We start from the raw sequence: 22,354 nt of genomic DNA on the forward strand, positions 1-22,354 counted from the left end.
GGTTGCCTGCTGATACCAGAAGTGACTGCGCCCGGCGACAAAGGTTTAGCTGCCCTGCCCTGCGGCAACCGTTACGCCTGGCTGAACAGCACCCGCTTGAACGCTTCGGCCGCCAGGTGCACCTGTACCGCCCAATCCCCCGCGGCTTCGCTGCCCGCATCATCGGAAATGTATTTCAGGCACACGAACGGAATACCTTCGTCACGCGCGATCAATGCCAGCACGTAGGCTTCCATGTCGACCACGTCGTAAGGCGCATCGCCATGGTTGATCTCGAAGCTGTCACCGCTGCCACAGGTTTCCACAGCCAGGGCGGGAATTATTGCCCCGTGCTCGAGTACCACCGGGGTATCGGACAAGGGCGTTTCATAGCGGGCAAAGCCCAGCGCGGTCACATCCATGTCGCGTTGTACGAAGCGGTTACAGCACACGACTTCGCCCTTGCCATGACGCTGGCTGCCAGCCGAGCCCAGGTTGACGATAAGCTTGGGCCTGCGCGTTGCGATCGCCTTGGTCAGGGCGATAGCGGCATTGACCTTGCCAATGCCGGTGAACACGGTGTTCACCTCGGTAAAGACATCGCCAGCCTCGGCCTCGAGGGCAAAGACGAACAGCGTGTCATCCAGGGAAATGTCGGGGAATTGCTTGATCAGCATCATGGAGCAGGTGTTTCCGAGTGGCTGCAAAGGGCGCGGCCATTGTCGGTCAACCCGGGCTAAATGCAAGTCCCGGCAGCCACCACGGCGCTTAACGCCTGGCCTTTGCCAAGCCCGTCTGCCCTGGCCTGTGCCAGGCAGAGCGGCATGGGTACCATGACGCAGCACGTGCAGGGCCGTATCATGCTGCCTCAGCGGCTGCGGGTAACGGTGAGCGCCACGGCGGCGATGCGCTCGACCTGTTCGTAGCCTGGCTCAGCCAGTTGCTCGCCAAATACGTCGGGGTCGATTTCCCGATACACCCAAGCCCAATCCGGACCGGCCAGGCGCAGGTGGATGGCTTCGAGCAGGGCGTCGCGGCCTTCGACAATGGCCACGCCGGTGTACAGCAGCAATGTACCGTGGCGGCTCAGCCGTTCGCGAGCCTGCTCCACGATACGCAGTGACAGGTCGACGCCTAGCGCGCCGCCACCGTGACGGTAGATGAGGGCGTTGGGGTCAAGCATGTAGGGCGGGTTGGCAACGATCAGGTCGAACGTACCGCTGATACCGTCCAGCAAGTCGCTGGGCTCGACCGAAAGGTTACTCACACCCGCCAAGGCTGCATTGATTGCCGTATAGCGCAGCGCCAGAGGGTTGATGTCAACGGCGCTGACCCGCGCGTGCTGGGCGGCGCGGGCAATCAGCAAGGCGCCCACCCCACTACCACAACCGATATCCACTGCATGCTCGACCCGCTCGGTGCAGTGCTGGAGGTGATCGCGAATGACCTGGGCAAAGCGGTAACTGTCCGGGCCAAAGAACACGGCATCGCTGGCGTCGGTTGGATACGCCGAATGCAGCAACAGCAATTCATCCAGGCTGGACCAGCGTACCGTGCTGATCAGCCGTTCACCCTGTGCAACCAACGCCTGCGCACGTTCGAGCAACAGTAACTGATCTGCCGACAGCAAACCTGGCTCGAAAGGTCGGCTCCAGCCGAATATATCGCGCAGGGTGCTGGCCTGCACGCAGCCCTCGCGGGCATTGACGCGCGCGTGAGTGGCGGGTGTCACGCAGGTAAAGCGGTATCCATCGGCGCGCAGGCGCTGTCCCAGTTGTAGCAACGCCTGGTCTGCCTCGATTTGCCTGTGAGCGAGCATCATCAACGTGGTTCCTCCTGGCGCAGCCCGGTTACGCGCATGTAGGCGCGCGTGGCACACAAGCCGTCCGGCGTGGCGTGGTGGTTGCCGGCCATCCTCTGGATCAAGGCCTTGGGGGGCACATTCAAAGCGTCCTTGGGTATATCTTCAGGCACCTCGGGCAGCCCCCAACTGCCAGGGGACACGCGGCGGATGGACGGCTGCCAATCGTCGGCGATCCAATCATGCCATAGCTGTTTTTCATAGGCGTTGAACACCCCGAACATCGCCGCGGTCGGCCCGTCGATCAGCGTCCACCAGCGACTGTTTGCTGGCGGCTGCCCTCTGCGGATCCAACCCTGAGCCTGCAATGCGGCAACGAATGCGGGCATGGCGCCGGGTTCGGCCAGCCATTGATTGATCGTGCGCTGCTGCAGGCGGCAATGGTCGGCATGCATCAACTGGCCATAGACCCGCTTGCGCTCAAGGGCTGCAAACAGTTCGCCTTGCAGGTCGAACTGGCGGATGAGGTCTGGCGTGGCGATACCCCGGTCATTCAGGCGGTAGCCTATGCGCGCCCTGGCGTAGAACGCCTGCGTATCATGCGCGGGGCTTAGCTGGTTCAGCGCCTGAATTGCCAGGCGGGCGTGGCCGCTGGCGGCATTGTCGATGGTCACATGCAGCTGAAAATACTGCGCGTCGATGCCCAGTTCGGCCAGTTCGTACGTAGTGATCAGCAAATGCAGCGGTGGCTGCTCATAACCGAGGTTGTAGCCAACCAACTCTGGCAGGTAAGTGTCGCAGTGCCGCCCCAAGGCAAGTTGCAGGCCCCCTTGCAGATAACGTGTGTCATCCAGGGGCATGGCCTCTACGCAACCCAGGCGACCAAGCAGGCGCTGATAGATCAGCACATGGTTGCAGCGTGGATCACCGTTGCCGAGCTCTTCCAGATAGGTGCGAATCAGCCCGTGATAACGTGGATCGCGCCAGTGATACAGGGTGCCCTGCAGCCAGGCGCCGTCCACGGCCTTGGTCGGCGCAACCTGTTGCAGGAACCACAATGCGTGGGCGCGGTTGGAAAAGTAGCGCCGTGGCATGCCTTGACGGCGTTGTGCCCGGTAATGGGTGTAGGCCTTGGCAACCTTGGCAGTGTGCATCCTGCTCCAGGCCGGCAACTCGGACGGTGTGTCGGGCAAGTCGTCCGGCATGCTCGCTGCACCCGCCAGTTGCTCCTCCAGCCATGAGGCGCTGCCAGCATCCTGGCCTGCGAGCATTGCTTGGTAGCGTTGTCGCAGGCTGGTCGATTCGATGGCCACTTGCGCAGCGCCTGCGGTGTTGCGGTTCATCACCGTCATGCCGTGCTCCTTGTCTACTTATTGGCTCGGCTTTTGGCCCGGCATCGGCTCGGGGTCGGGCGCAGGCTGCGGTGCAGGCTTGGAATCAGGTTGCTGCATCTGCAGCGAAGGTTTGCTGGGGTCGGAATCTTTGCCGGGGTGGTCATTGTCGCGGTCGAAACAGCCGCCGACCAAGCTCAGCGAGCCCATCAGGATGATCAGTGGAGTCAGTCGCATGGGTACCCCCTTCGATGATTGCAGTGCCAGGTCGCCCCGGCACTGCGCCTCGGTCAGTTACAAACACAGTTACGAACGGCCGCCCTTGTGCCCCGACTCGCGGTCGTGGGGCATGTTGCCGCCCGAGGACTGGCCGCCCTTGCGACCGGCTTCGGAAGCTTTTTCACGGTCATTGGCGAAATTGCCCGGGTTCTTGTTGCCGCCTTGGCTCCCTTGCTGATTGCCGGTGCGGCTGTTGTCTTTAGTGGCCATGGTGTTCAAACCTCATATGACTTCGGAATGCACGGCAAGCTGCCGTACACAGATTCGGAGTTCGGCGATATCGGCAGATTCGCTTTATTACGAGAGGTTCGGACCGGTGGCATTAAATAAGCGACATTGCCATATTTGGCGCGCGTGTCAGTGGTGCGGCGGGCTATCCATGCGCGCCTGGCGCCGACCCAGCCAGCCACCTGTCGCGGCCCAGCCCACGGCAAGCAGCGCACCGATCAGCATCGCCAATTGCGGGTGCTCGCCCAACACGTCCAGCGCACGCTTGACCCAGCCGCTCAGGGCATCGCCGCCACGGTAGACCACCGTGTCGATGAAGTTCTTGGCTTTGTACTTGTCCTCGGCGGGCAGCACGGTGAACAGCATCTCCCGCCCCGGCCGTACCAATGCGTATTCACCCGCCCGACGCACCACCATTACCACCACGAACAGGGCGAAAACCGGGGCCAGTGCCAGCCACAAGAAACCGGCAGCCATCACCAGCGGCACTGCAACCAGCAACACACCGACCCCCAGCCGACGGGCCAGGCGCCCGGTAACAAAGACCTGGGTAAGGATGGCCAGGGCCTGCACAACTGTGTCGATCAGGCCGAACACCTGTGTCTGCCGGGTGCGGTCAGTGAAGGTTTCGCTGACAATACGCGCCTGCTCGAAGTACAAGAATGTGCTGACGCTGGCCAGCAACACCACGAACAAAGCGATGCCTAGCAGATAGGGCGAGCGCAGGACGGCGGTGGCGCCGGTAAACGGGTTGCCGCCCAGCGGCCGCGAGTCCTGGTGCCGGGTTTGCATCGGCATGGGCTGGCGTGCTCGCCAACGTTGCAGAAACAGTGTCGCGCCGACACTGCCCAGCAGCAATAGCGCCGCCAGCACCAGCAACCCGGCATGGCCGAGCGGCGCCACCAGCAAGGTGCCAAGCACGGGGCCACTGAGCCCGCCCAGGCTGGCCCCGGCTGCCAGCAGGCCGAACAGCCGCTTGCCTTGGGCGGTGGAAAACAGATCGGCGAGCACGCTCCAGGCCAGCGAGATCGTCAGCAAATTGAACACCGACAGCCAGATGTAGAAAGCCCGGGCGGTCCAGAGATCGTCAGGGTTACCGGCCAACAGTGCCGCGAACAGCAACAGGTTGCTGACGAAAAAACCATAGGTCCAAGGCAGGATATGCCTGCGCTGCACCTTGGATGCCAGCCAGCCAAACAGCGGCAGGCACGCCAACGTGGCAATGAAGGTGCCGGTGAACAACCACTGCAGGTTTTCCACGCCACCGGCAACGCCCATGGTTTCGCGGACCGGGCGCAGCATGAAGTAACCGGTGAACAGCAGGTAGAACAGCAGCAAACCGGCGACTACCGCCGGCCCCTCCTCAGGCTGGATGTTCAGCGCTTGGTCCAGGCGCCGCCGCCAGGCTTGCATGGTGTCAGGCAAACTGTTTGATCAGCGCCTGTTGCTGCGCCTGGGTGAGCATTGGCCCATGCCCCGCCTTGAGCTGATCGAGCTGGCGATCAGGCCGACTGGTAGCAGGTATGACCGTGGTCACTGCCGGGTGGCTGATGGCGAACTTGAGAAATAGCTGTGCCCAGCTGCCTATGCCTGCTTCGGCAGCCCAGCCCGGCAAGGCCTGGCCCTTGACCCGGGCGAATAGTCGGCCATCGTCGAAGGCCCGGTTGATCAGTACCGCAACACCCTTGTCCTGACACAGTGGCAGCAGTTCACGGGCGGCGGCGGGGGCGTTGACCGCGTAGTTGATCTGGATGAAGTCAAGCGGCTCGCTGCGCACGATACGGGCGACGTCATCGTGGCCGCTGTTCAGGTAATGGGTGATGCCGACATAACGTGTCCCGCCCTGCTGCTTCAGCTCGCGGGCATAAGGCAGCTGCGTCTGCCAGTCACGCAGGTTGTGAATCTGCAGCAAGTCGACCTTGTCGGTACGCAGGCTCTTGAGGCTGCCGGCCCACTGCGCCTGGGCTTCAGCCCGGCTATTGGCGGCGATCTTGGTGGCAAGGAAGCACTGTCGGTGCCAGCCGCCCTCTTCCAGCAACTGGCCGAGAATGCTGTCGGCGCCCCCGTAGTTGGGCGAGGTGTCGATCACCCGGCCGCCGCCTTCGAAGAACGCCTTCAGCACGGTTTTGAGCTGAAGATATTGGGGGGAGCCGCTTTCTACCTCGAAACTGCCGGAAGTACCGGCACCGATCACCGGCAACGCTTCGCCGGTGGACGGTACTTTACGGGCCAGCAAACCCGCTGGCACCGCAGCGTGCAGCCAAGGGCTGGCGGCAGCCAGCAACCCCAAAGCTGCACCTGCGCGTAGGACATCACGACGTGCGTACACGGAAAATCTCCCGTCACGAACCGGAAACTTTCAAGGCTAGCCGCTCTGTCACTCGCCTGCGGGTGTTTCTGTATCTGGATGTTTAATGATCAGGCATGCAGCAATGGGCCCAGATCAACCCCCGTCTCGCCCATCGGCGGGCACCAGTAGTAGCCACCCGTCAGCGGGCGGCTAAAGCGGTACAATCCGTCGATGATGCCGTCTTCCAGGCCACTCATGCGCCGCAATTGCACTTCGAATGCATCGAAACTCTTGCCCAAGGCGACGAAGGCCAGGCCGGCGCCGCGCTGGTCGGCCCAGGCTACCGAGCGACGGACCATGAACGCTTCGGGTTCAAAGCTTTCCTGGGCAGTGCGCTTGACGTGCGCGGACTCGGGGGCATCGTCGAGCTCTTCGTTGTCGCTCAGGCGGCGGCCGATGATATTGTCCTGGTCAGCCTGGGGCAGCGACTTGAAGTATTCCAGGTCGTGCTTCCACAGCTGGAACGCGGCAAAGCTGGAACCATCGGCGGCAATGGCCGCCTGTACGGCATCTTCGTCCACCGGGTTTTCGGTGCCGTCTTCGTAACCGGTAAGGTCATGGCCACCGCGGTGCAGGAAGCCATCAACGCTGTCGGCCAACTGCAGGGCGGGTGCCAGCGCCTGCTCCAGGGCCTGGGCGCGCAGCAGCAGGTCGCCACGTTCGTCGCCACGCAGCCACAGCCACAGGGCGTGTTGGGTGCTGGGGTTCTCCACTGCGGCATCCAGCAGCGGGAAAGCGCGCAGGCCTGGTACTTCACGGCCCAGAGCCTTGACCAAGGGGGCGCCTATGCCGAGCAACAGTTGTTCGCCATCGACCTGCGGCAGCAAGGCATCCAGCGCGGCAGGCAACGCCTCGGGCGACTGCAGGGTGAAGAACAGGTGACGGGCGTGGGCCGGCACCGGGGTGGCAAGCAGACCTTGCTGGAACGGCATATCAGGCTAATCCTAGGGTAAAAGCGGAATGCTACTTCGCCTGCATGCCTGCTGCAATGCGGCATGCAGCCTCGGCAGCCGCTGTGCTTGGTAACAAACGGTTACCAAGAGCTGGCCCTTTGCAATTAGCTATCAATCAAGGGCGACCTACACTGCTGCAGATCCTTCGCCCGAGAGTCCACTCATGACCGCCTCGCCCCTGCTTACTGCGTTTCTCCCGCTAGCCTTGGGCATCATCATGCTTGGCCTTGGTTTGTCACTGACCCTGGCTGACTTCGCTCGCGTAGTGAAGTACCCAAAGCCCGTGGTGGTGGGCCTGGTGTGCCAGATCCTGCTGTTACCGCTGGTGTGCTTCCTGATCGCCAACGGCTTTGGCCTGGAATCTGCCCTGGCAGTGGGGCTGATGCTGCTGGCCGCTTCACCGGGTGGTACCACTGCCAACCTGTTCAGCCATCTGGCCCATGGTGACGTGGCGTTGAACATTACCCTGACGGCAGTCAACTCGCTGATCGCGATCCTGACGATGCCGTTGCTGGTGAACCTGTCGCTGAGCTGGTTCATGGCCTCGGACCAGGCTATTCCACTGCAGTTCGCCAAGGTCATGCAGGTGTTCGCCATCGTCTTGCTGCCGGTGGCGCTGGGCATGCTGATTCGCCATTTCGCCCCGGCGTTCGCTGCGCGCATGGAAAAACCGATGAAGCTGGTGGCGGCGCTGTTCCTGGCCTTCACCATCGTCCTGGCATTGGCCAAGGACTGGCAGACGGTGGTCGAGTACGCACCGGTGGTGGGCCTGGCGGCGCTGCTGTTCAACCTGCTGAGCCTGACGGTGGGCTATTGGGTGCCGCGGCTGTTGAACATTCCCAAGCGTCAGGCGATTGCCATTGGTATGGAGATTGGCATCCATAACGGGACCTTGGCGATTGCCCTGGCGTTGAGCCCTTCGCTGCTGAACAACGCGACCATGGCGGTGCCGGCTGCGTTGTACAGCTTGATCATGTTCTTTACCGCGGCCGGTTTTGGCTGGTGGGTGAGCCGCGGGCATGTGGCGGCAGACCCCAAGGGTGAACCAGTGAACTGACGTCACTCAATGCCCGGAGGTGCCGGGCCTGTCAGGGATGCGTCACGATTGGCTGCGCCTGCTGCGCAGTTGCTGCTTCAACACCTTCAGCGGCGGCGCATAGAAAAAACCGAACGACACACCCCCCGTGCGCCCCTTCATCGCATGATGCAAGCGGTGCGCACGGTGCAAGCGTTTCAGGTAGCGATTGACCGGCCGCGGCTTACGCGGCCAATGCCGGTGAAAGAAGCCGTCGTGGGCCAGCACATACAGCGCCCCATAGCCTGCCACACCACCGCCCACCCACTGCAAAGGCGCATACCCACTTTTACCCAGTGCCACCAGCGCCGTGGCGATCAGCCCCAGGGCCACCAGGTACAGGTCGTTGGTTTCGAGCATGCCCAGGTGTGGCTCATGGTGCGAGCGGTGCAGCCACCAGCCCCAGCCATGCATGATGTACTTGTGAGCCAGCGTACCAACGCCCTCCATGGCCACCAGGGTGCCGAACAATACGGCGAGATTGAACAGCATGGAACGGTCCGGGTGATGGCAAAGGGAGGCGCAAGGTTACCGGCTGCCCAGGTTTTTTTCCATGTGGGCGTGACCGGCTGCAGGCCGTTCCCGGATGAAGCCATTGTCATGTTTTTGCCCTTGACCTGCTCTGCCACGCGGCGTATGGTCCGCGACGCAATTTTGCCTTCCTCAACAGGAGACCTGCCTTGGACAGTAGCCCCAGTCGCTTGCGACAGGCCCGCGTGGCGCGCTAGCCCGGCAGTGTTCTGCACTGTCTGGCCGCTCCGGCAAGACGGTGGTTTCCTGTAACCCCGCTTCTCCTTCCCTCCTCGTGGTCCTGCGCAATTTCGGTTTTTCAACCGCGCCAACTGATGGCGTTCATGCGGGCGTATGCCTGCGGAAGAGGTTTGCTATGGATTGGAAAGTATTTCTGCTGCGCGTCAGCATTGCCTTGGTGCTGGGGGCGCTGATCGGTGCCGAGCGGCAATTGCGCCAGCGCCTGACCGGCCTGCGCACCAATGCGCTGGTCAGTACCGGTGCCTGCCTGTTCGTATTGATGACCCAGGCGGTGCCAGGCATGGCGCCTGCCGATGCGTCGCGCGTCGCAGCCTATGTGGTGTCGGGCATCGGCTTTCTCGGCGGTGGTGTCATCATGCGCGATGGCTTCAATGTACGTGGCCTGAACACCGCGGCCACCTTGTGGTGCACGGCTGCGGTCGGCGTGCTGTGCAGCCTCGGGCTGATGATGGAGGCGGCACTGGGCAGCCTGGTGGTGCTCTGCGCCAACATCTTGTTGCGTGATATCGCCCAGCGCCTCGACCGTCAGGATGTGGTGCCGGCCAACGAGGTGGAACAGCATTTCGAAGTCCGTATCGTCTGTCGCGGCGAGGATGAGATCCAGGTGCGTAGCCTGATGTTGCATAGCCTGGGCGACCCACAACTGCGCCTGCAGTCGTTGCAGAGCCAGGACCTGGACAACCCTGCGCGCCTGGAAGTGCGCGCGGAGCTGTTGGGCACCGCGCAGGCGCCGGCGCAACTGGAGCGCCTGGTCAGCAGGGTCAGCCTGGAGAAAGGTGTAAGCTCGGTGCGCTGGCAACTAAAGCCGCAGGTGCTGGCGACGGATTAGAACGACAGGAGTGATTCATGCTTATCCGCCCTACCCTTGAACAGGACATAGAGTGGCTGCCGGACGTCGAGCGCTCGGCAGCCCAGGCATTTGTCAGTTGGCCGGCACTGGCCTGGCTGGCGCAAGGCGAAGTCATGGACTGTTCGGCGCACAGGGCTTTCGTCGAGGCAGGTGGTAGTTGGGTGGCGCAGGACGGGGCTGGGTGCATTGTGGGTTTTGCATGCGCCCGGCTGGCGGATCATGCATTGCACCTTCATGAAATATCGGTGCGCCAGGAGGCCCAAGGGCAAGGTGTCGGGCGCCAGTTGCTGCAGCAAGTGGTCGATGCAGGGCGCTGCGCCGGTGTACGTGAGCTGACACTGACCACCTTTGTGGATGTGCCTTGGAATGCGCCGTTCTATGCACGTTTCGGGTTTGAGATGCTTCAGGAAAGCCGGCTTTGCGAACGACTCCAGAGCATCCTCGCGAGCGAGCATGCTCACGGTCACAGTGGGCGTTGTGCAATGCGTCTGCGCGTTTCGCCGCCTCTCACCCTATAGTTCAGTGTCGCGCGGTCTAAACCGGCAGCGAAAAAGATTAAACCTTTGCCACGCCTTCACCCTCAACCGTACGCGACACTGAGGTCGCACCACGGTTTAAGGAGTGAAGCATGAATAGTCTCTTCATCAGACGCGTTGGTTTCTCCATGGTGCTGGGCCTGGCATCGGTACACGCAATGGCGGCGACTTCCGATGATTTCGTCGAAGCGGCCACCGAGGCCGGTATTGCCGAAGTGGTGACTGGCAAGCTGGCTCAGGAGAAAAGCCAGAACGCCGAGATCAAGACATTCGCCCGGCAAATGGTCACCGACCACACCCAGGCCAACCAGAAACTCAGCGACATAGCCGTCAAACTGGACATTTCCGTGCCGGATGAGGCCGCAATGACCGACAAGGTCAAGAAAATGATCCTGGAATGGCGCGATGAATCCTTCGACAAGGCGTACCTCAACAATCAGGTCGACGCTCACGAAAAAGCGGTGGAACTGTTCAAGAAGGAGGCTGCTTCGTCCGACAAGGCCGAGCTGAAAGCCTTTGCCAGCGAAACGCTGCCCAAACTCGAACAGCACCTGGAGCAGGCCAAGGCTCTTCAGTCCCAGCACGGCAAGTGAGGCCCCTCATGAGTAACGATGCATTGAAGACCGAAGTACTTACCCGCCTGCTGCATGCCCACCCCGAAGGGCTGGGTAAGGAAGTGCTGGACAACTACCGCGGCGAAAAGGCGGTGGCCGGCATGCTCAAGACGCTGCAGGAAGCCGGTCTGATTCACGACGGTAGCGTGGCGGTAAGCAGTGATCATCAGATCAGCGTGCACTACCCGATCAAGCTGTCGGCGGCAGGCGTAGAGGCAGCCAGGCGCGCCGAGGGCTGACACTTACCTGGTCTGGTCTTGTCGCCAGCAAGCCCGCCCCGAGGGATAGCGCATGGCTTGCCGGCGATGAGGCCAGTCATCAAGGCCGTGGTTCACTGCTTTTTCTCAATGTCTCTAGGCGGCTTGGCCGGGCCCTGCGGGTCGACTTGAGGGTCTTCGACATCCGGGGAGTCGGGGTCGAAACCAAGGTCTGTCTTTTTATCGGCCTGCTCGGTCGAGTGAGGCCCCTCTTTACGTGGTGGTTGAGATCCAGGCATGGCGTTGTCTCCGGTGAGTGTCTAAGGAAGAAACCACCCGCCAGGAAAAGTTTGATTAATCTGCAACCGAGCCCAATTGCGCCCGACACTGCGCCAACGCCTCGTCGCGTGCCTTCAACTGTTCCTCGAGCCACTGCAACTGCCGCGCCTGCTCGGCGCACACGTCCCGTCTGGCTTCCAGACTCTGGGCTTGCACATCCAACTGGCGGCGCATCTCTTCGCTGGCGCCTTGTGCCTGGGCCAGGATCGTGCGCAGGCCCTGGATCTGCGCATCGCGCTGTTCCAGCAACTCATCCTGCGCCCGGCATTCACTGGCCGCCTGACGATGCTCTCCCAGCAACCGCTCATTGTCACGGTGCAAGCGGGTAAGTTCGTCCTGCTTGATGATCATGCCCTGCTGCAACTGGCGTAATTCCACCTGCATCTGCTGCAACTGCGCTTCGTGGCGGCGCTGTTCCTGCTCACGCTGTTCACGGCTGGCATTGCGGTAGTGCTCCAAGGCGTCACGGGCATGGCGGTGCTTGTCTTCCAGCGATTTGACCTGCTCGTCCTTGTCAGCCAGGCGCACCTGCAACTCACCCAGCGACTGGTTGAGGCTGGCACTGCGCAGCTGTTCGGCTTGCAGCGTGCTCTGCGTGGACAACAGTTTTTCTGTCTCTGCAGCCAATGCTGCTGCATCGATCTTGTGTTGCTGGTGCGCTGCAGCCCGTGCCTGCTGGGAGATTTCCAGCTGCGCCTCAAGCGTCTCGCGCTGTTGCGTGAAGGTGCTCTCGGCCTGTTCGATCTTCAGATCGGCCTCGTCCTGCAGCTGGGTTGCCAGTTGCCCGACCAGCCGACTAAGCACATCGCTGAGCGCGGCGCCCCCTTCGGAAGCCATCGGCTGCTGGCCGTTCAGTTCCTTCAGGTAGCGGTGAATCGTGGTCTTGGAACCGGTATTGCCCAGCTCGATACGTATGGCATCAATGCTGGGGTTCTCGCCCCGGGCAATCAGCGCCTGACGCGCTTGCTGCACTACCACCTTGTTGATACCGCCCCGGGCCATGCGTGCTCCTAAAAATTCGTACTATGTTATGTACCACGTAATGACATGCCAATTATGGAGATAACGCATGGCACCTGCAAATAATTCCTACCGCCTCATAATCACTTTTTTGCATGTGCGCGCCTGGTGCCTTGGTCGCAAATATGCCCCCAGGTCAACTGTCATTTCTAACAGTTTACTGCAATCCACTTTCGGGAGTTAATCGGCTACAAGTACACAACAGTGGTGAATCGCGATGCCCCCCAAGGACTTGAGTCAACCCTCGATCATGACGGTATTGTCCAAGCCAGATTTAAACGAGTACTGGGACCGCCATGCGTCACGCAAACGCAACACCCTCAGCGAAAAAATCATCTATGACGAGGAGGCCGGCTTCGGCATTTACAAGTTTGGAGCGCTCGATCTAGGCACCGCCTTCATGCGCTTCGGCGAAGACCTGTTACTGGTCGTTCAGCGCGTCTTGAGGTACATGGGGTTTCGCACAAGAATACGCTCAGGCACCATCACCCAGCGCATTTATGAAATCAATCAGGCTTGGTATTCTGACGCCGACGTTGTCGTGATGATGACCTTGTCAGCGCCACTCAAGTATACAATCGACAATGAAGGAAGCCTTACGCTTAGGCTGCCCGCTGGGGCTACAATTCACCATAACGGCAGTGGTTACCCTAAAGAAATGGTGGACGACCTCATACAAGAGCGCGGTATTAAACTACCCTCTGCCGTGCCACCCACCGGGATACTATTGGGTGATACCATCGGCCAGTTCACAGACGGCGACCCCCTCATGCTGTTCCAGGTTCCAGCGCCCTCGACGCCCTCAAGCCCGGACACCTTGAGCGTTAACGGCGAACGACTAACCGGACCTGTGGGGTTTGGGATTATCTATCAGGACACCGCCTTCCCCGAGCTGAAGCAGGGTCACCCACCCCGAGACAGGGACACAGCTGTGTCATTGTTCGCGCCGAAGGAAATGATAGATTTCATGAATGGCGCCTACTATCCAGCGAGCGGTGCTTATTCTGCCGAATTCGCGCTGAATAGCGCGTTCGAGGCTACAGATAGCGCCTCTGAACCTGCAGTGCCTGCGTCAATCTACCCACTACTGAAGGAAGTGTATGCGGGTGCTGAAAAGCAGGCGCTCACGTTGGAGCCTGCAACCCCCAATAGCCAATTCACCTTTGACGGTGAGGCACTGGGTGAGCTGAAACAAGAGAGCGGAAGCTGGTTTTACTACCCACCCGCCCCTCTTGACCCTGCTGTCATACTTGAGGTAAACAACAAAACCAATGTCCCCGCAGCGTTGTCGGCGACAGTGCCTGAATACCCATTGGTCGCCGATGTAATCAAGGCGCAAGTTGGCAGTCAATACGCGACGTCGACGTTCTTGACACCCTTGTTCGGGGAGACCCACTTTTTTAAAGCATCCCTTTCTTCAGGAAAAGTCAAACTCACCCTGTTCTACTCAAGTTTCGAACACGATGAACCGATTGAAGTCAGTGCGGAAAATACCCAATGGGTCAGAATCACAGGGAATGGCAATATCGATAAAAGTGGCGTTTTCACCCCTGCCGCTGACCAACCTAGCCCTTTTACCGTCTGGCTGGCGAGAGACATTGTGGACGATCATTATTATTACTGGGCATCTGTCGTTTTGCCGCTGCCGATACTCGAGCCCGCTAAAGTGCTACAACTCATCAATGGTTGAAATCAGCGCCATACCCACACTCCGATGATTCCGTCGATGCAGCCACCGAAACCGGCATTGCTGAAGTGATGACCGGCAACGGAAGCTGCAGGCTCGCCACCTTGTGTCGGTAACGCTTTGCCGCCACCATGGAAGTCCAGCACCGATCACCGACAGAAAATGACCCTGGAAAACTACAAGGCAATCGCCGACAGCATCGCCCTGCTGCTGTATCCGCACGCTGAAGTCATCGTCCATGAACTGCACAGCCAGACGGTCGTGCACATCGCCAACAACTTTTCCCGGCGCAAGCTGGGCGATGATTCGGCGATCGATCACGAACTGGACGATGTGCTTGGCGGTACCAACCTGGGCCCTTACGAGAAGCTCAACTGGAACGGCCAGAAGATCCGCTCCATCAGTACCGTACTGCGCAACTCGCAGGGCGAACCCGAGCACCTGATGTGCATCAATCTGAACGTGTCGGTACTGGAGCAAGCCCGCGTGGCGCTCGATGCGTTCTTCCAGATGAGCCGGCTGGTACCGCAACCTGACTCGCTGTTCCGCAATGACTGGCAGGAACGTATCAACACCTTCCTGCATGCCTGGCTGCAAGAGCGCAGCTTGTCGCTGCAGACCTTACAGATGAAGGATAAACGCAGCCTCGTGCAGGCGCTGTACGCTGAAGGCGCGTTCGAAGGGCGAAGTGGTGCTGACTATGTCGCGAACGTTCTGAGCATGGGTCGAGCCACCGTTTACAAGTACCTGAAAGAGCTCAAGGGCTAACTGCCCGCCGCTTGGCCGAACTGGCAGCCTGTCAGAGTGTTGCCAGCGATTGTCCTCGCCCACTTGCCTTGAGTAGATTGATATTCTACTGTGGATAAATATTCCACAAGGAGCGCAGCATGCCAGTCGCTACTGTTTCACCGACCGTTGTCGATGCCCGATACCTCGATGCACTGTACACGTCCATAAGGGAAGCCCACGGCGCGCTGCGCCCCGCCGTCAGCATCACGCCGCTGACACGCAGCGCCCGTCTGTCGGCACTGACCGGCTGTGAAGTGCTGCTCAAATGCGAACACCTGCAGCACACCGGTTCATTCAAGTTTCGCGGTGCCAGCAACAAGGTGCGCCTGCTGCCGGCTGAGGTGCGCAAGCAGGGGGTGATAGCCGCCTCTTCCGGCAACCATGGGCAGGCACTGGCCTTGGCCGGCAAGATGGCTGGCGTGCCAGTGAAGGTCTATACCACCACGGGCGCATCGGCATACAAAATAGAGGCAATGCGCGCGCTGGGCGCCGAAGTGGTCTGCCTGCCTACCGACCCGCTGAGTGCAGAGCTGGAAGCAGCCAGGCAAGCCGAGGCCCACGGCGTACCCTTCGTGTCCCCCTACAACGACCTGCAAATCATTGCCGGCCAGGGCACCATCGGCATGGAGTTGTTCGAGCAGGCGCCAGACCTGGACGCGGTGTTCGTTGCCGTGGGCGGTGGCGGGATGATTTCCGGCATCGGCGCCGCCCTGCGCGTCCTCAAGCCGGGCACTGAGATCATCGGCTGCTGGCCGGCGAATGACCCAACGCTGCAGCAATCACTCAAGGCTGGTGAAATCATCGAATTGGATGCCTGCGAAACGCTGTCGGACGGCACGGCTGGCGGCGTCGAGCCAGGCTCGATCACCTTCCCGCTTTGCCAGGCGCTGCTCACCGATACTGTGCTGGTCAGCGAGGACGAAATCCGCTGCGCCATGCGCGACATCGCCAGCAGTGAGCGCTGGATCATCGAAGGCGCTGCAGCGGTTGCGGTCGCCGGCATGCAAAAGCTCGCCGAGCGCTATCAGGGCAAGCGTGTCGCGGTGATCCTGTGTGGCCGTAACATCCTGCTGGAAAAGTTCCTCGAGGCCGTTCAATGAAGGTCTTCAGCAAGGCGCAGATCATCGCCCGCTTCAACCCGGAGCTCGCGGTCAGCCAACTGGAGGAAGGCTTCATCGCCTATTCCGAAGGCAAGGTGCAGGTGCCGCCCGTGCAGGGCTTCGCATTCAAGGGCGCGAACGGTGACTGTTGCGTGAAGTCGGCCTACATCGAAGGCAGCCCGACCTTCACCGTCAAGCTTTCGACAGGCTTCTACGACAACCCGTCCAAGGGCCTGCCGAGCAATGACGGTCTGATGCTTGTGTTGTCTGCACACACCGGTCAGCCGCTGGCACTGCTGCAGGACCAAGGCTGGCTGACTGCCATGCGCACCGCATTGGCCGGGCGTATCGCTGCCCGGCTGCTGGCGCCGGCCCAGGTCAAGGCCATTGGCATCCTCGGCACCGGCATGCAGGCGCAGATGCAGCTTGAGCAGCTTCGCGCTGTTACTGATTGTCGCCAGGTGATTGTCTGGGGTCGGCATGAACGCGGGCTTGCGGCCTATACGGCATTTGCCCGCGAGCTGGGCTTCGCAGTGCACAGCACGCAGGATGCTGCCGAGGTTGCGGGCGCGGCAAACCTGATCGTCTGCACCACGCCTTCTCGCCAGGCGCTGTTGCACAGCGATTGGGTCCAGCCGGGCACGCATATCACCGCCGTCGGTGCCGATGCGCCCGGCAAGCAGGAACTGGACCCGGCACTGGTGGCCAGGGCGGACCGCATCATCGTCGACGCCATCGCGCAGTGCAGCCAGTACGGCGAAGTGGCCCATGCCCTCGGCAGTGGCCAGATCGACGCTCACCAGCTGATCGAGCTGGGTACGCTGCTGGCTGGCCGTGCCAAGGGGCGTGAGCACGACAGCCAGATTACCTTGGCGGACCTGACTGGTGTGGCAGTGCAGGATGCACAAGTTGCAAGCTACGCCTTGGCAGCCCTGTGCACCTGAGGCATCGACAGCGTCAGCGCAAACGTTGCACCTGCGCTGGCGTGCGCTGCATCAGCACCTTGCCATTGCGTACCGACACCAACGCGTGCCCCTGGCTGCGCACCATCTCGTAATCATCCGGCGCCGACAGCAGCAACAGGTTCGCCGGCCGACCCACCTCGATGCCATAGCGCTCGCCCAGGTTCAGGGTGCGGGCGCTGTTGTCGGTAATCAGGTCCAGGCAGCGCTGCAGGTCTTCATAGCCGAGCATGTGACAGATGTGCAGGCCGGCTTCGAGAATGCGCAGGATATTGCCATTGCCCAGTGGGTACCACGGGTCGACGATGGAGTCCTGGCCGAAGCACACGTTCATGCCGGCGCGGTCGATCTCGGCGACGCGGGTAACGCCACGACGTTTCGGGTAGTTGTCAAAGCGCCCTTGCAGGTGAATGCTCTCGGTCGGGCACGACACAAAGTTGATGCCCGACAGCTTGAGCAGGCGGAACAGCTTGTAGCAATACGCATTGTCATACGAGCCCATGGCCACGGTGTGGCTGGCCGTGACCCGGGCCCCCATGCCGCGTACCCGCGCTTCTTCGGCCAACACTTCGAGGAAACGTGATTGCGGGTCGTCGGTCTCGTCGCAGTGCACGTCCACCAGGCAGCCGGTACGCTCGGCCAGGTCCATCAGGAACTTCACCGACGATACCCCTTGGTCGCGGGTATTTTCGAAATGCGGAATGCCGCCGACGACGTCGGCGCCAATCGCCACGGCTTCAGTCATCAGCGCCCGGCCGTTGGCGTACGACTCGATACCCTCCTGCGGGAAGGCGACAATCTGCAGGTCGATCAGCTCACGCACCTCGTCACGTACCTCGACCATGGCCTTGAGCGCAGTGAGTTTCGGGTCGGTCACATCGACGTGGGTGCGCACATGCTGGATACCGTGGTCCACCAGCATGCCGATGGTTTTTTTCGCACGGGTCTTGATGTCGTCGTGGGTGGTGATTTCCTTGCGCTCGGACCAGCGCTCAATGCCTTCGAACAACGTGCCGCTCATGTTCCACTTCGGCTCGCCCGCGGTCAGCGTGGCATCAAGATGAATGTGCGGCTCGACAAAAGGCGCGACCACCAGGTTTTGCCCGGCGTCCAGATCATTGACCGTAGCGGGCGTCACGACGTCGGGCTGGGGCACGATGGCGGCAATGCGCTCGCCGTTCAGTTCGACGCGGAACAGGCCAGGCTTGCCGCGCAGGCGTGCGTTGATGATGTTCATGCTGTTACTCCTTGCCGTGGGCTTCGCTCATGCGCCATACCAGCATGGCGACCGAAGCATTCATGCGAAAAAGCGGGTCGTCCAGCGACTGCCCGCTCAGTTGTTCGATGCGCTGGATGCGCTGATTGATCGTGTTGCGGTGCAGCCCCAGACGCTGTGCGGCCTTGAGCCCGTTGCCATTTTCCATGAGCAAGGCGTCGAGGGTATGCACCAAAGCATGGGCGTGTTTGCGCCCAGGGGCGATCAGCGGGCCGAGGGTGCGGCTGACGAAATCGTCAACCAGCGAGCGGTCGACAATACCTTGCAGCAGGCGCAACACGCCGAGCTCGCTGAAGTTGCAATAGCCGTTGGCCGGGCGCAGATGCTGCGCCACATCCAGCGCCTGGCGTGCCTCGTTGAGGGCCTGGCGGTAGTGCGCGCAATCGTCAGCGAGGCTCGACAGGCCCATGTAAAGGCCCAGTTCACCTGTCGCGGCTTGCAACTGCCGGTACAGTGCACCCAACGTCTCGGGTAAGTCGTGCGTATCGGCCAGCAGCACCACGAACAGGTCGCCCGGCAGCTGCGCCGTCACACTGTCAGGCCGCTGGCGGCACCAGGCTTCCAGCTGGTCTTCCAGGGCCTGCCGGGTGGCTTGCCAGGTACGCTCGCCGTGTGCGAGCCCGTGGCGCTCGAACAAGCCGTCCACGCCTGTCAGGCGCAATGCCAGCAGGCGCTGCGGCTTGTCCAGGGCGAGTTGCAGGTGCGCTGCACGCTGCCGGGCAATCGCCAGGCTCGGGTAGTCGCCCGTGAGCAGTTGGCCAAGGATGTCGTTGCGCGAGCGGCGCACCTGGCTCATCTGCACCAGTGCAGTGCCGATCAGGTGGGTGACCACCACCATCTTCAGCGCGTAGGGTTGCTCGATCAGTGGTAAGCCCAATTGCTCGGCGCGCGCGATTACGGACGCCGGGATGCTCTGGATGAAACTGCCGCCGGTGAGAATTACCATGCCGGCAATGCCCACAGCGTCGCCATCCTCCACCAGGCTCAGCAGGTTGGCTTCGCCGCGCGGGTGGTTGATGCCGGTGACGAATACCAGCTCACCGCCCATCACCCATTCAGCGATACCCTCGTTTTCCGCCACGTAAGGCCAGCGTACCCGCCGTTGCAGGTTGCGCGCCCCGGCCCGCACATGCATTTCGTGCAGGCCGGGCAAATGCAGGATCTCGTCCAGCGCCAGGCTCACGGCTCGACACCCGCCTGGCCTGGCGCCCGGCGGCGTGCGCCCAGCTCCAGAATGACGATGTAGCACACTGCCGAGGCGGCGATGCCCACCAGCGGCGCGACCCACGGTGAGGCATAGGCCAGTACAGCGCCCACGGCATAGGCAAGCAGCCCGGTGAGGTTGTAGCGTGGCAGGTTTGCCGCACCCAGCGCCGGGTATTTGCCGCGGTGGCGATACCAGAAGTCAGCCATGATTACCCCACCCACCGGCGGAATGATCGACCCCAGCAGCACCAGGAACGGGATCAGCATTTCGTACATGCCACCCATCGCCAGCACAATGCCAACCCCGGCTGCCACCAGCGTTGCCGTGCGCCGGCGCTCGCTGCGCAACAAGTGGCAGGCGGCGGCCGACACGTTGTAGATGGTCGGACCCTGAATGGTCCACAGGTTCAGGCACAGCATCACCACCGCCGCGAACGACAGCCCCTGCAGCATCATCACGTCGACGATATCGGCCTGCTGGTAAACCATCGCGCACCACGCGCCGGCCACCACCATCAGGCCGTTGCCAAGGAGGAATGCCACCACGCTGGCGGTCACCGCTACCCGGCCACTGCGTGCCAGCCGTGTCCAGTTGGTGGCCTGGGTGGCGCCACTGGCGAAGGTGCCGAAAACCATGGTGACTGCCGCCGAAAAAGTCATGGTTTCATGCGGTACAACGGCAGCCAGGCCGGCAAAGCCACCGGCATCGCGGGTGGCGATGTACATGGACACCAACAGCAGCACGAACATCAATGGCACCGACACCCGCGACAACACATCCAGCCCCTTGAAACCGATGATGGCCGTAATGCTGAAACCCAGCCCGAACAGCACCATCAAAGGCATGCCGAAGCCATCCGCCAGCCCCAGCAGCTTGACCAGCACGATGGCCACCGTGGCCGTGCCCCAGGCATACCAGCCCAGTTCGGCAAAACCCAGCAGAAAATCCGAGAGCCGGCTCCCCGCTTCACCAAAACAGAAGCGCCCCATCAGCACGGTGTTCAGCCCGCTGCGCGAGGCGATGAAGGCCAGCACTGCGGCATACAAGGCAAGCAGGCTGTTGCCGAGGGTGGCCACCCACAGCATGTCGACAAAACTGAATGCCATGCCCAGCTTGCCGCCGGCGAACATCGTGCCGGTAAAGAAGGTGAAGCTGAACAAGACCATCGCGATCGGCAACAGGCCCCTACGGGCGGACTGCGGGGCTTCGCTGAGGGGGAATTCGCTGGGTGAGCTCATTGCACGGGGGCTCCGGGTTTGTAGTTGGGAGCTGAAAGAGCAATATGCGGGCCGCTTTTTTACTGCGCCGCCACCCGGAAAAATCGGGCTGGTCGCCCAGAAATCTATATGCACTGTGCACATTAAAGCCGCAATCTGACGATAGGGAGTGTGCGGGACGACTTATTTTGAGGCGTTCATGCACCAAAGCGGGCTCAGGCTGGGTAGTAATCACCCAGCCCACGGCGGTTTACACAGCTCCGTCCAGCCCCATCTGCCAGAAATCAGCCTCCAGGCTCGATGCCTGGCCAAAAATCCCTGCCAGTTCGGCGAACCGCTGCTCGGTCATGCTGCGCGCCGCCAGTTCATCCAAGTGCTTGCGCGCTGCCGCTGCCACCCCTTGGTAGCCCTCCCCGGCATACTCGCCAATCCACTCGCGGTAGGGGTGATTGCTCAAGTCACCAATGCGCTCGGCCAGGGTCCGGCCGATTTCGGCATAGCCGATCACGCAAGGTGCCAGTGCCACATGCAGCTCCAGCAGGTCGCCGGCAGCGCCGCAGTCCAGCACGTAACGGGTGTATGCCACGGTGGCCTGGTGCTCTGGCGCGGCTTCGATGTCTGCCTGGGTCAAGCCCCAGCGTGCGCACAGGCGCAAGTGCAGCTCTGTTTCATCCAGGATCGCCGCCAGCCCGGCCTGCGCCGCGCGAATGTCGGCCGGGCGGCGGCTTTTGTAGGCGGCCAGCGCCCAGGCGCGGGCGAACTGGATCAGGAACAGGTAATCCTGCACAAGGTAGGTCCGGAACGCTTCCTCACTCAGCGTACCCTCGCCCATCTGACGTACGAAGTCATGGTCTACGTAGCTGTTCCATTGTGGCGTGGCGGCGGCCTTGAGGCGCTCGAAGATATCCATGCTCATTTGCCCTCCGGATACACTGCATCGAAGAAAGCCAGCTCCAGCGCCACGGTGCGCTGGTAGAAGTCACTGGCCAATGCGGCCTCCTGCGGGCCGACGCGGTCCAGTTCGGCCTGCAGGAAAGCGACGAATGCCTGGAACGCCGGGTTGTCGTGCAGGGTAATCCACTCGGCATGGACGAAGTTGTCCGGCATCGGTTTTGGCGCCTTGAGCGCCCAGTCCAGATACAGCCCTTCGGCGACGTTCAGCACCGCCAGTGCCGCTGCGTAGGAACGGGTGGCTGCCGCTTCGCGCATGATCGCCTTGAAACCTGCGGTAGGCGCGGTATCGGCCGGTTCACTGCGTTGCGCCGGGCTGACACCCAGGGCCTCGAAGGCACGCAGGAAATAGGTGTTCTCGTCACTGGAGATCATCCCGGCAAAGCGGCCGAAGCGCAGGCGGGCTTCAAACGTATCAGCGGTGGCAATGGCCGCGCCCAGCAGGGTCAGGAAGCTGTCGAGGAAACGGTGGTCCTGGACCAGGTAGTCGACCATGATCGGGTCAGGCAGGCTGCCGTCGCACAATCGGGTCACGAAACGGTGGCCAACGGCCGCCGACCAGGTCGGCTCGCACTGGCGGCGCAGGGACTGGCTGAAACGTTCGGTCATGTTGCTGTCCTTGATGAGGGTGACAGCGAGACCGTGGCAATTGACATGGACTGGCCTCGCAGTGAGGCCGGCAAAAAGGCAGGTTACAAGCCCCATCCCTTCGCCGGCATGATCCGGATCAGGTTCGAAGGGTCACCGCGCTGTAGCGTTCAGCGGTTTCTCAGCCCATTGCCGGGCTCCCCTTGGTGGCGCTCAGGTATACCCGAGGGCGCCACGTCTGTCACTAGTCCAGC

General features: G+C 61.6%; 25 protein-coding genes, 1 pseudogene and 1 riboswitch. Of the genes and pseudogenes, 9 read left to right on the forward strand and 17 right to left on the reverse strand.

All coding sequences use genetic code 11. The features are described from left to right. Window positions 1-71: 71 nt before the first annotated feature. From QCL51_RS12825 to QCL51_RS12865, 9 genes and pseudogenes are all read right to left on the reverse strand, one after another. The gene (locus QCL51_RS12825; protein WP_323600921.1) at window positions 72-659 is read right to left on the reverse strand and encodes a nucleosidase; all 588 of its coding nucleotides are present in this window, start codon (window positions 657-659) and stop codon (window positions 72-74) included. Window positions 660-715: 56 nt separating this feature from the next. Then, window positions 716-833: pseudogene (locus tag QCL51_RS12830) on the reverse strand (carboxylate-amine ligase); the annotation flags it as partial. 14 nt (window positions 834-847) lie between these two features. Further along, window positions 848-1,801: a class I SAM-dependent methyltransferase gene (locus QCL51_RS12835; protein WP_323600922.1), complete on the reverse strand. Its 954-nt coding sequence runs from the start codon at window positions 1,799-1,801 to the stop codon at window positions 848-850. After that, window positions 1,801-3,132, reverse strand: coding sequence for an iron-containing redox enzyme family protein (locus QCL51_RS12840; protein ID WP_323600923.1), 1,332 nt, complete (start codon window positions 3,130-3,132; stop codon window positions 1,801-1,803). Before QCL51_RS12840 ends, QCL51_RS12835 begins: the two co-directional genes overlap by 1 nt. A gap of 18 nt (window positions 3,133-3,150) precedes the next feature. After that, complete coding sequence (locus QCL51_RS12845) at window positions 3,151-3,348, reverse strand: hypothetical protein (protein WP_021784729.1); 198 nt, start codon at window positions 3,346-3,348, stop codon at window positions 3,151-3,153. 69 nt (window positions 3,349-3,417) lie between these two features. After that, the gene (locus tag QCL51_RS12850) at window positions 3,418-3,600 is read right to left on the reverse strand and encodes a KGG domain-containing protein (RefSeq protein WP_004374456.1); all 183 of its coding nucleotides are present in this window, start codon (window positions 3,598-3,600) and stop codon (window positions 3,418-3,420) included. A 147-nt stretch (window positions 3,601-3,747) separates the two neighbouring features. Further along, entirely contained in the window at window positions 3,748-5,031 is a 1,284-nt protein-coding gene (locus QCL51_RS12855) for an MFS transporter (RefSeq protein ID WP_103444391.1), read from the reverse strand. Between the two features lie 4 nt (window positions 5,032-5,035). Then, window positions 5,036-5,947 carry an aldo/keto reductase gene (locus QCL51_RS12860; protein ID WP_275966891.1) on the reverse strand — a complete coding sequence of 304 codons (912 nt, stop codon included), beginning with the start codon at window positions 5,945-5,947 and terminating at the stop codon, window positions 5,036-5,038. Between the two features lie 89 nt (window positions 5,948-6,036). Next, window positions 6,037-6,900 (reverse strand): Dyp-type peroxidase, encoded by an 864-nt coding sequence (locus QCL51_RS12865; RefSeq protein WP_021784732.1) that lies wholly within the window; start codon window positions 6,898-6,900, stop codon window positions 6,037-6,039. Window positions 6,901-7,084: 184 nt separating this feature from the next. On the opposite strand from QCL51_RS12865, the gene QCL51_RS12870 reads away from it, so the two are divergent. Further along, window positions 7,085-7,978: a bile acid:sodium symporter family protein gene (locus tag QCL51_RS12870; protein WP_021784733.1), complete on the forward strand. Its 894-nt coding sequence runs from the start codon at window positions 7,085-7,087 to the stop codon at window positions 7,976-7,978. A gap of 42 nt (window positions 7,979-8,020) precedes the next feature. Here QCL51_RS12870 and QCL51_RS12875 read toward each other — a convergent pair whose 3' ends face one another. Further along, window positions 8,021-8,488, reverse strand: a complete 468-nt coding sequence (locus QCL51_RS12875; protein WP_275966892.1) for a sterol desaturase family protein — start codon at window positions 8,486-8,488, stop codon at window positions 8,021-8,023. A gap of 394 nt (window positions 8,489-8,882) precedes the next feature. On the opposite strand from QCL51_RS12875, the gene QCL51_RS12880 reads away from it, so the two are divergent. The 4 genes from QCL51_RS12880 (at window position 8,883) to QCL51_RS12895 (ending at window position 11,006) form a co-directional block, all read left to right on the forward strand. Next, window positions 8,883-9,596 carry an MgtC/SapB family protein gene (locus tag QCL51_RS12880; RefSeq protein WP_021784735.1) on the forward strand — a complete coding sequence of 238 codons (714 nt, stop codon included), beginning with the start codon at window positions 8,883-8,885 and terminating at the stop codon, window positions 9,594-9,596. A gap of 17 nt (window positions 9,597-9,613) precedes the next feature. Next, window positions 9,614-10,135, forward strand: a complete 522-nt coding sequence (locus QCL51_RS12885) for a GNAT family N-acetyltransferase (protein WP_021784736.1) — start codon at window positions 9,614-9,616, stop codon at window positions 10,133-10,135. A 110-nt stretch (window positions 10,136-10,245) separates the two neighbouring features. Beyond that, window positions 10,246-10,746, forward strand: a complete 501-nt coding sequence (locus QCL51_RS12890) for a DUF4142 domain-containing protein (RefSeq protein ID WP_275966893.1) — start codon at window positions 10,246-10,248, stop codon at window positions 10,744-10,746. A gap of 8 nt (window positions 10,747-10,754) precedes the next feature. Continuing rightward, window positions 10,755-11,006 carry a hypothetical protein gene (locus QCL51_RS12895; RefSeq protein ID WP_004374436.1) on the forward strand — a complete coding sequence of 84 codons (252 nt, stop codon included), beginning with the start codon at window positions 10,755-10,757 and terminating at the stop codon, window positions 11,004-11,006. 92 nt (window positions 11,007-11,098) lie between these two features. Here the strand turns inward: QCL51_RS12895 and QCL51_RS12900 are convergent, their stop codons facing one another. After that, the gene (locus QCL51_RS12900; protein ID WP_172402784.1) at window positions 11,099-11,263 is read right to left on the reverse strand and encodes a DUF6021 family protein; all 165 of its coding nucleotides are present in this window, start codon (window positions 11,261-11,263) and stop codon (window positions 11,099-11,101) included. 55 nt (window positions 11,264-11,318) lie between these two features. After that, on the reverse strand, window positions 11,319-12,305 hold the full coding sequence (locus QCL51_RS12905) for a DNA-binding protein (RefSeq protein ID WP_275966894.1): 987 nt from the start codon (window positions 12,303-12,305) through the stop codon (window positions 11,319-11,321). A gap of 235 nt (window positions 12,306-12,540) precedes the next feature. Between QCL51_RS12905 and QCL51_RS12910 the strand changes: the two genes are divergently transcribed. From QCL51_RS12910 to QCL51_RS12925, 4 genes are all read left to right on the forward strand, one after another. After that, window positions 12,541-14,013, forward strand: coding sequence for a hypothetical protein (locus QCL51_RS12910; protein WP_338443365.1), 1,473 nt, complete (start codon window positions 12,541-12,543; stop codon window positions 14,011-14,013). Between the two features lie 159 nt (window positions 14,014-14,172). Continuing rightward, entirely contained in the window at window positions 14,173-14,778 is a 606-nt protein-coding gene (locus QCL51_RS12915) for a PAS domain-containing protein (protein WP_103470327.1), read from the forward strand. Window positions 14,779-14,897: 119 nt separating this feature from the next. Further along, window positions 14,898-15,899: a threonine/serine dehydratase gene (locus QCL51_RS12920; RefSeq protein ID WP_275966895.1), complete on the forward strand. Its 1,002-nt coding sequence runs from the start codon at window positions 14,898-14,900 to the stop codon at window positions 15,897-15,899. Beyond that, window positions 15,896-16,843 (forward strand): ornithine cyclodeaminase family protein, encoded by a 948-nt coding sequence (locus tag QCL51_RS12925; protein ID WP_103462514.1) that lies wholly within the window; start codon window positions 15,896-15,898, stop codon window positions 16,841-16,843. The genes QCL51_RS12920 and QCL51_RS12925 overlap by 4 nt, the downstream gene beginning before the upstream one ends. A 13-nt stretch (window positions 16,844-16,856) precedes the next feature. On the opposite strand, the gene codA is transcribed toward QCL51_RS12925, so the two are convergent. The 5 genes from codA to QCL51_RS12950 form a co-directional block, all read right to left on the reverse strand. After that, the gene (codA, locus tag QCL51_RS12930; RefSeq protein ID WP_103462515.1) at window positions 16,857-18,098 is read right to left on the reverse strand and encodes a cytosine deaminase; all 1,242 of its coding nucleotides are present in this window, start codon (window positions 18,096-18,098) and stop codon (window positions 16,857-16,859) included. Between the two features lie 4 nt (window positions 18,099-18,102). Continuing rightward, complete coding sequence (locus QCL51_RS12935; RefSeq protein ID WP_103462516.1) at window positions 18,103-19,320, reverse strand: PucR family transcriptional regulator; 1,218 nt, start codon at window positions 19,318-19,320, stop codon at window positions 18,103-18,105. Beyond that, window positions 19,317-20,582 (reverse strand): cytosine permease, encoded by a 1,266-nt coding sequence (gene codB / locus QCL51_RS12940; RefSeq protein WP_103462517.1) that lies wholly within the window; start codon window positions 20,580-20,582, stop codon window positions 19,317-19,319. Before codB ends, QCL51_RS12935 begins: the two co-directional genes overlap by 4 nt. 229 nt (window positions 20,583-20,811) lie before the next feature. Continuing rightward, window positions 20,812-21,477: a thiaminase II gene (tenA, locus tag QCL51_RS12945; protein ID WP_021785116.1), complete on the reverse strand. Its 666-nt coding sequence runs from the start codon at window positions 21,475-21,477 to the stop codon at window positions 20,812-20,814. Next, window positions 21,474-22,121 (reverse strand): TenA family protein, encoded by a 648-nt coding sequence (locus QCL51_RS12950; protein ID WP_021785115.1) that lies wholly within the window; start codon window positions 22,119-22,121, stop codon window positions 21,474-21,476. Before QCL51_RS12950 ends, tenA begins: the two co-directional genes overlap by 4 nt. A gap of 78 nt (window positions 22,122-22,199) precedes the next feature. Beyond that, a riboswitch (TPP riboswitch) is annotated at window positions 22,200-22,314 on the reverse strand. Window positions 22,315-22,354: the final 40 nt, after the last annotated feature.

Origin of the sequence: Pseudomonas sp. LTR0 (genome assembly GCF_036630035.1) — a bacterium.
Lineage (GTDB): Bacteria > Pseudomonadota > Gammaproteobacteria > Pseudomonadales > Pseudomonadaceae > Aquipseudomonas > Aquipseudomonas putida_Y.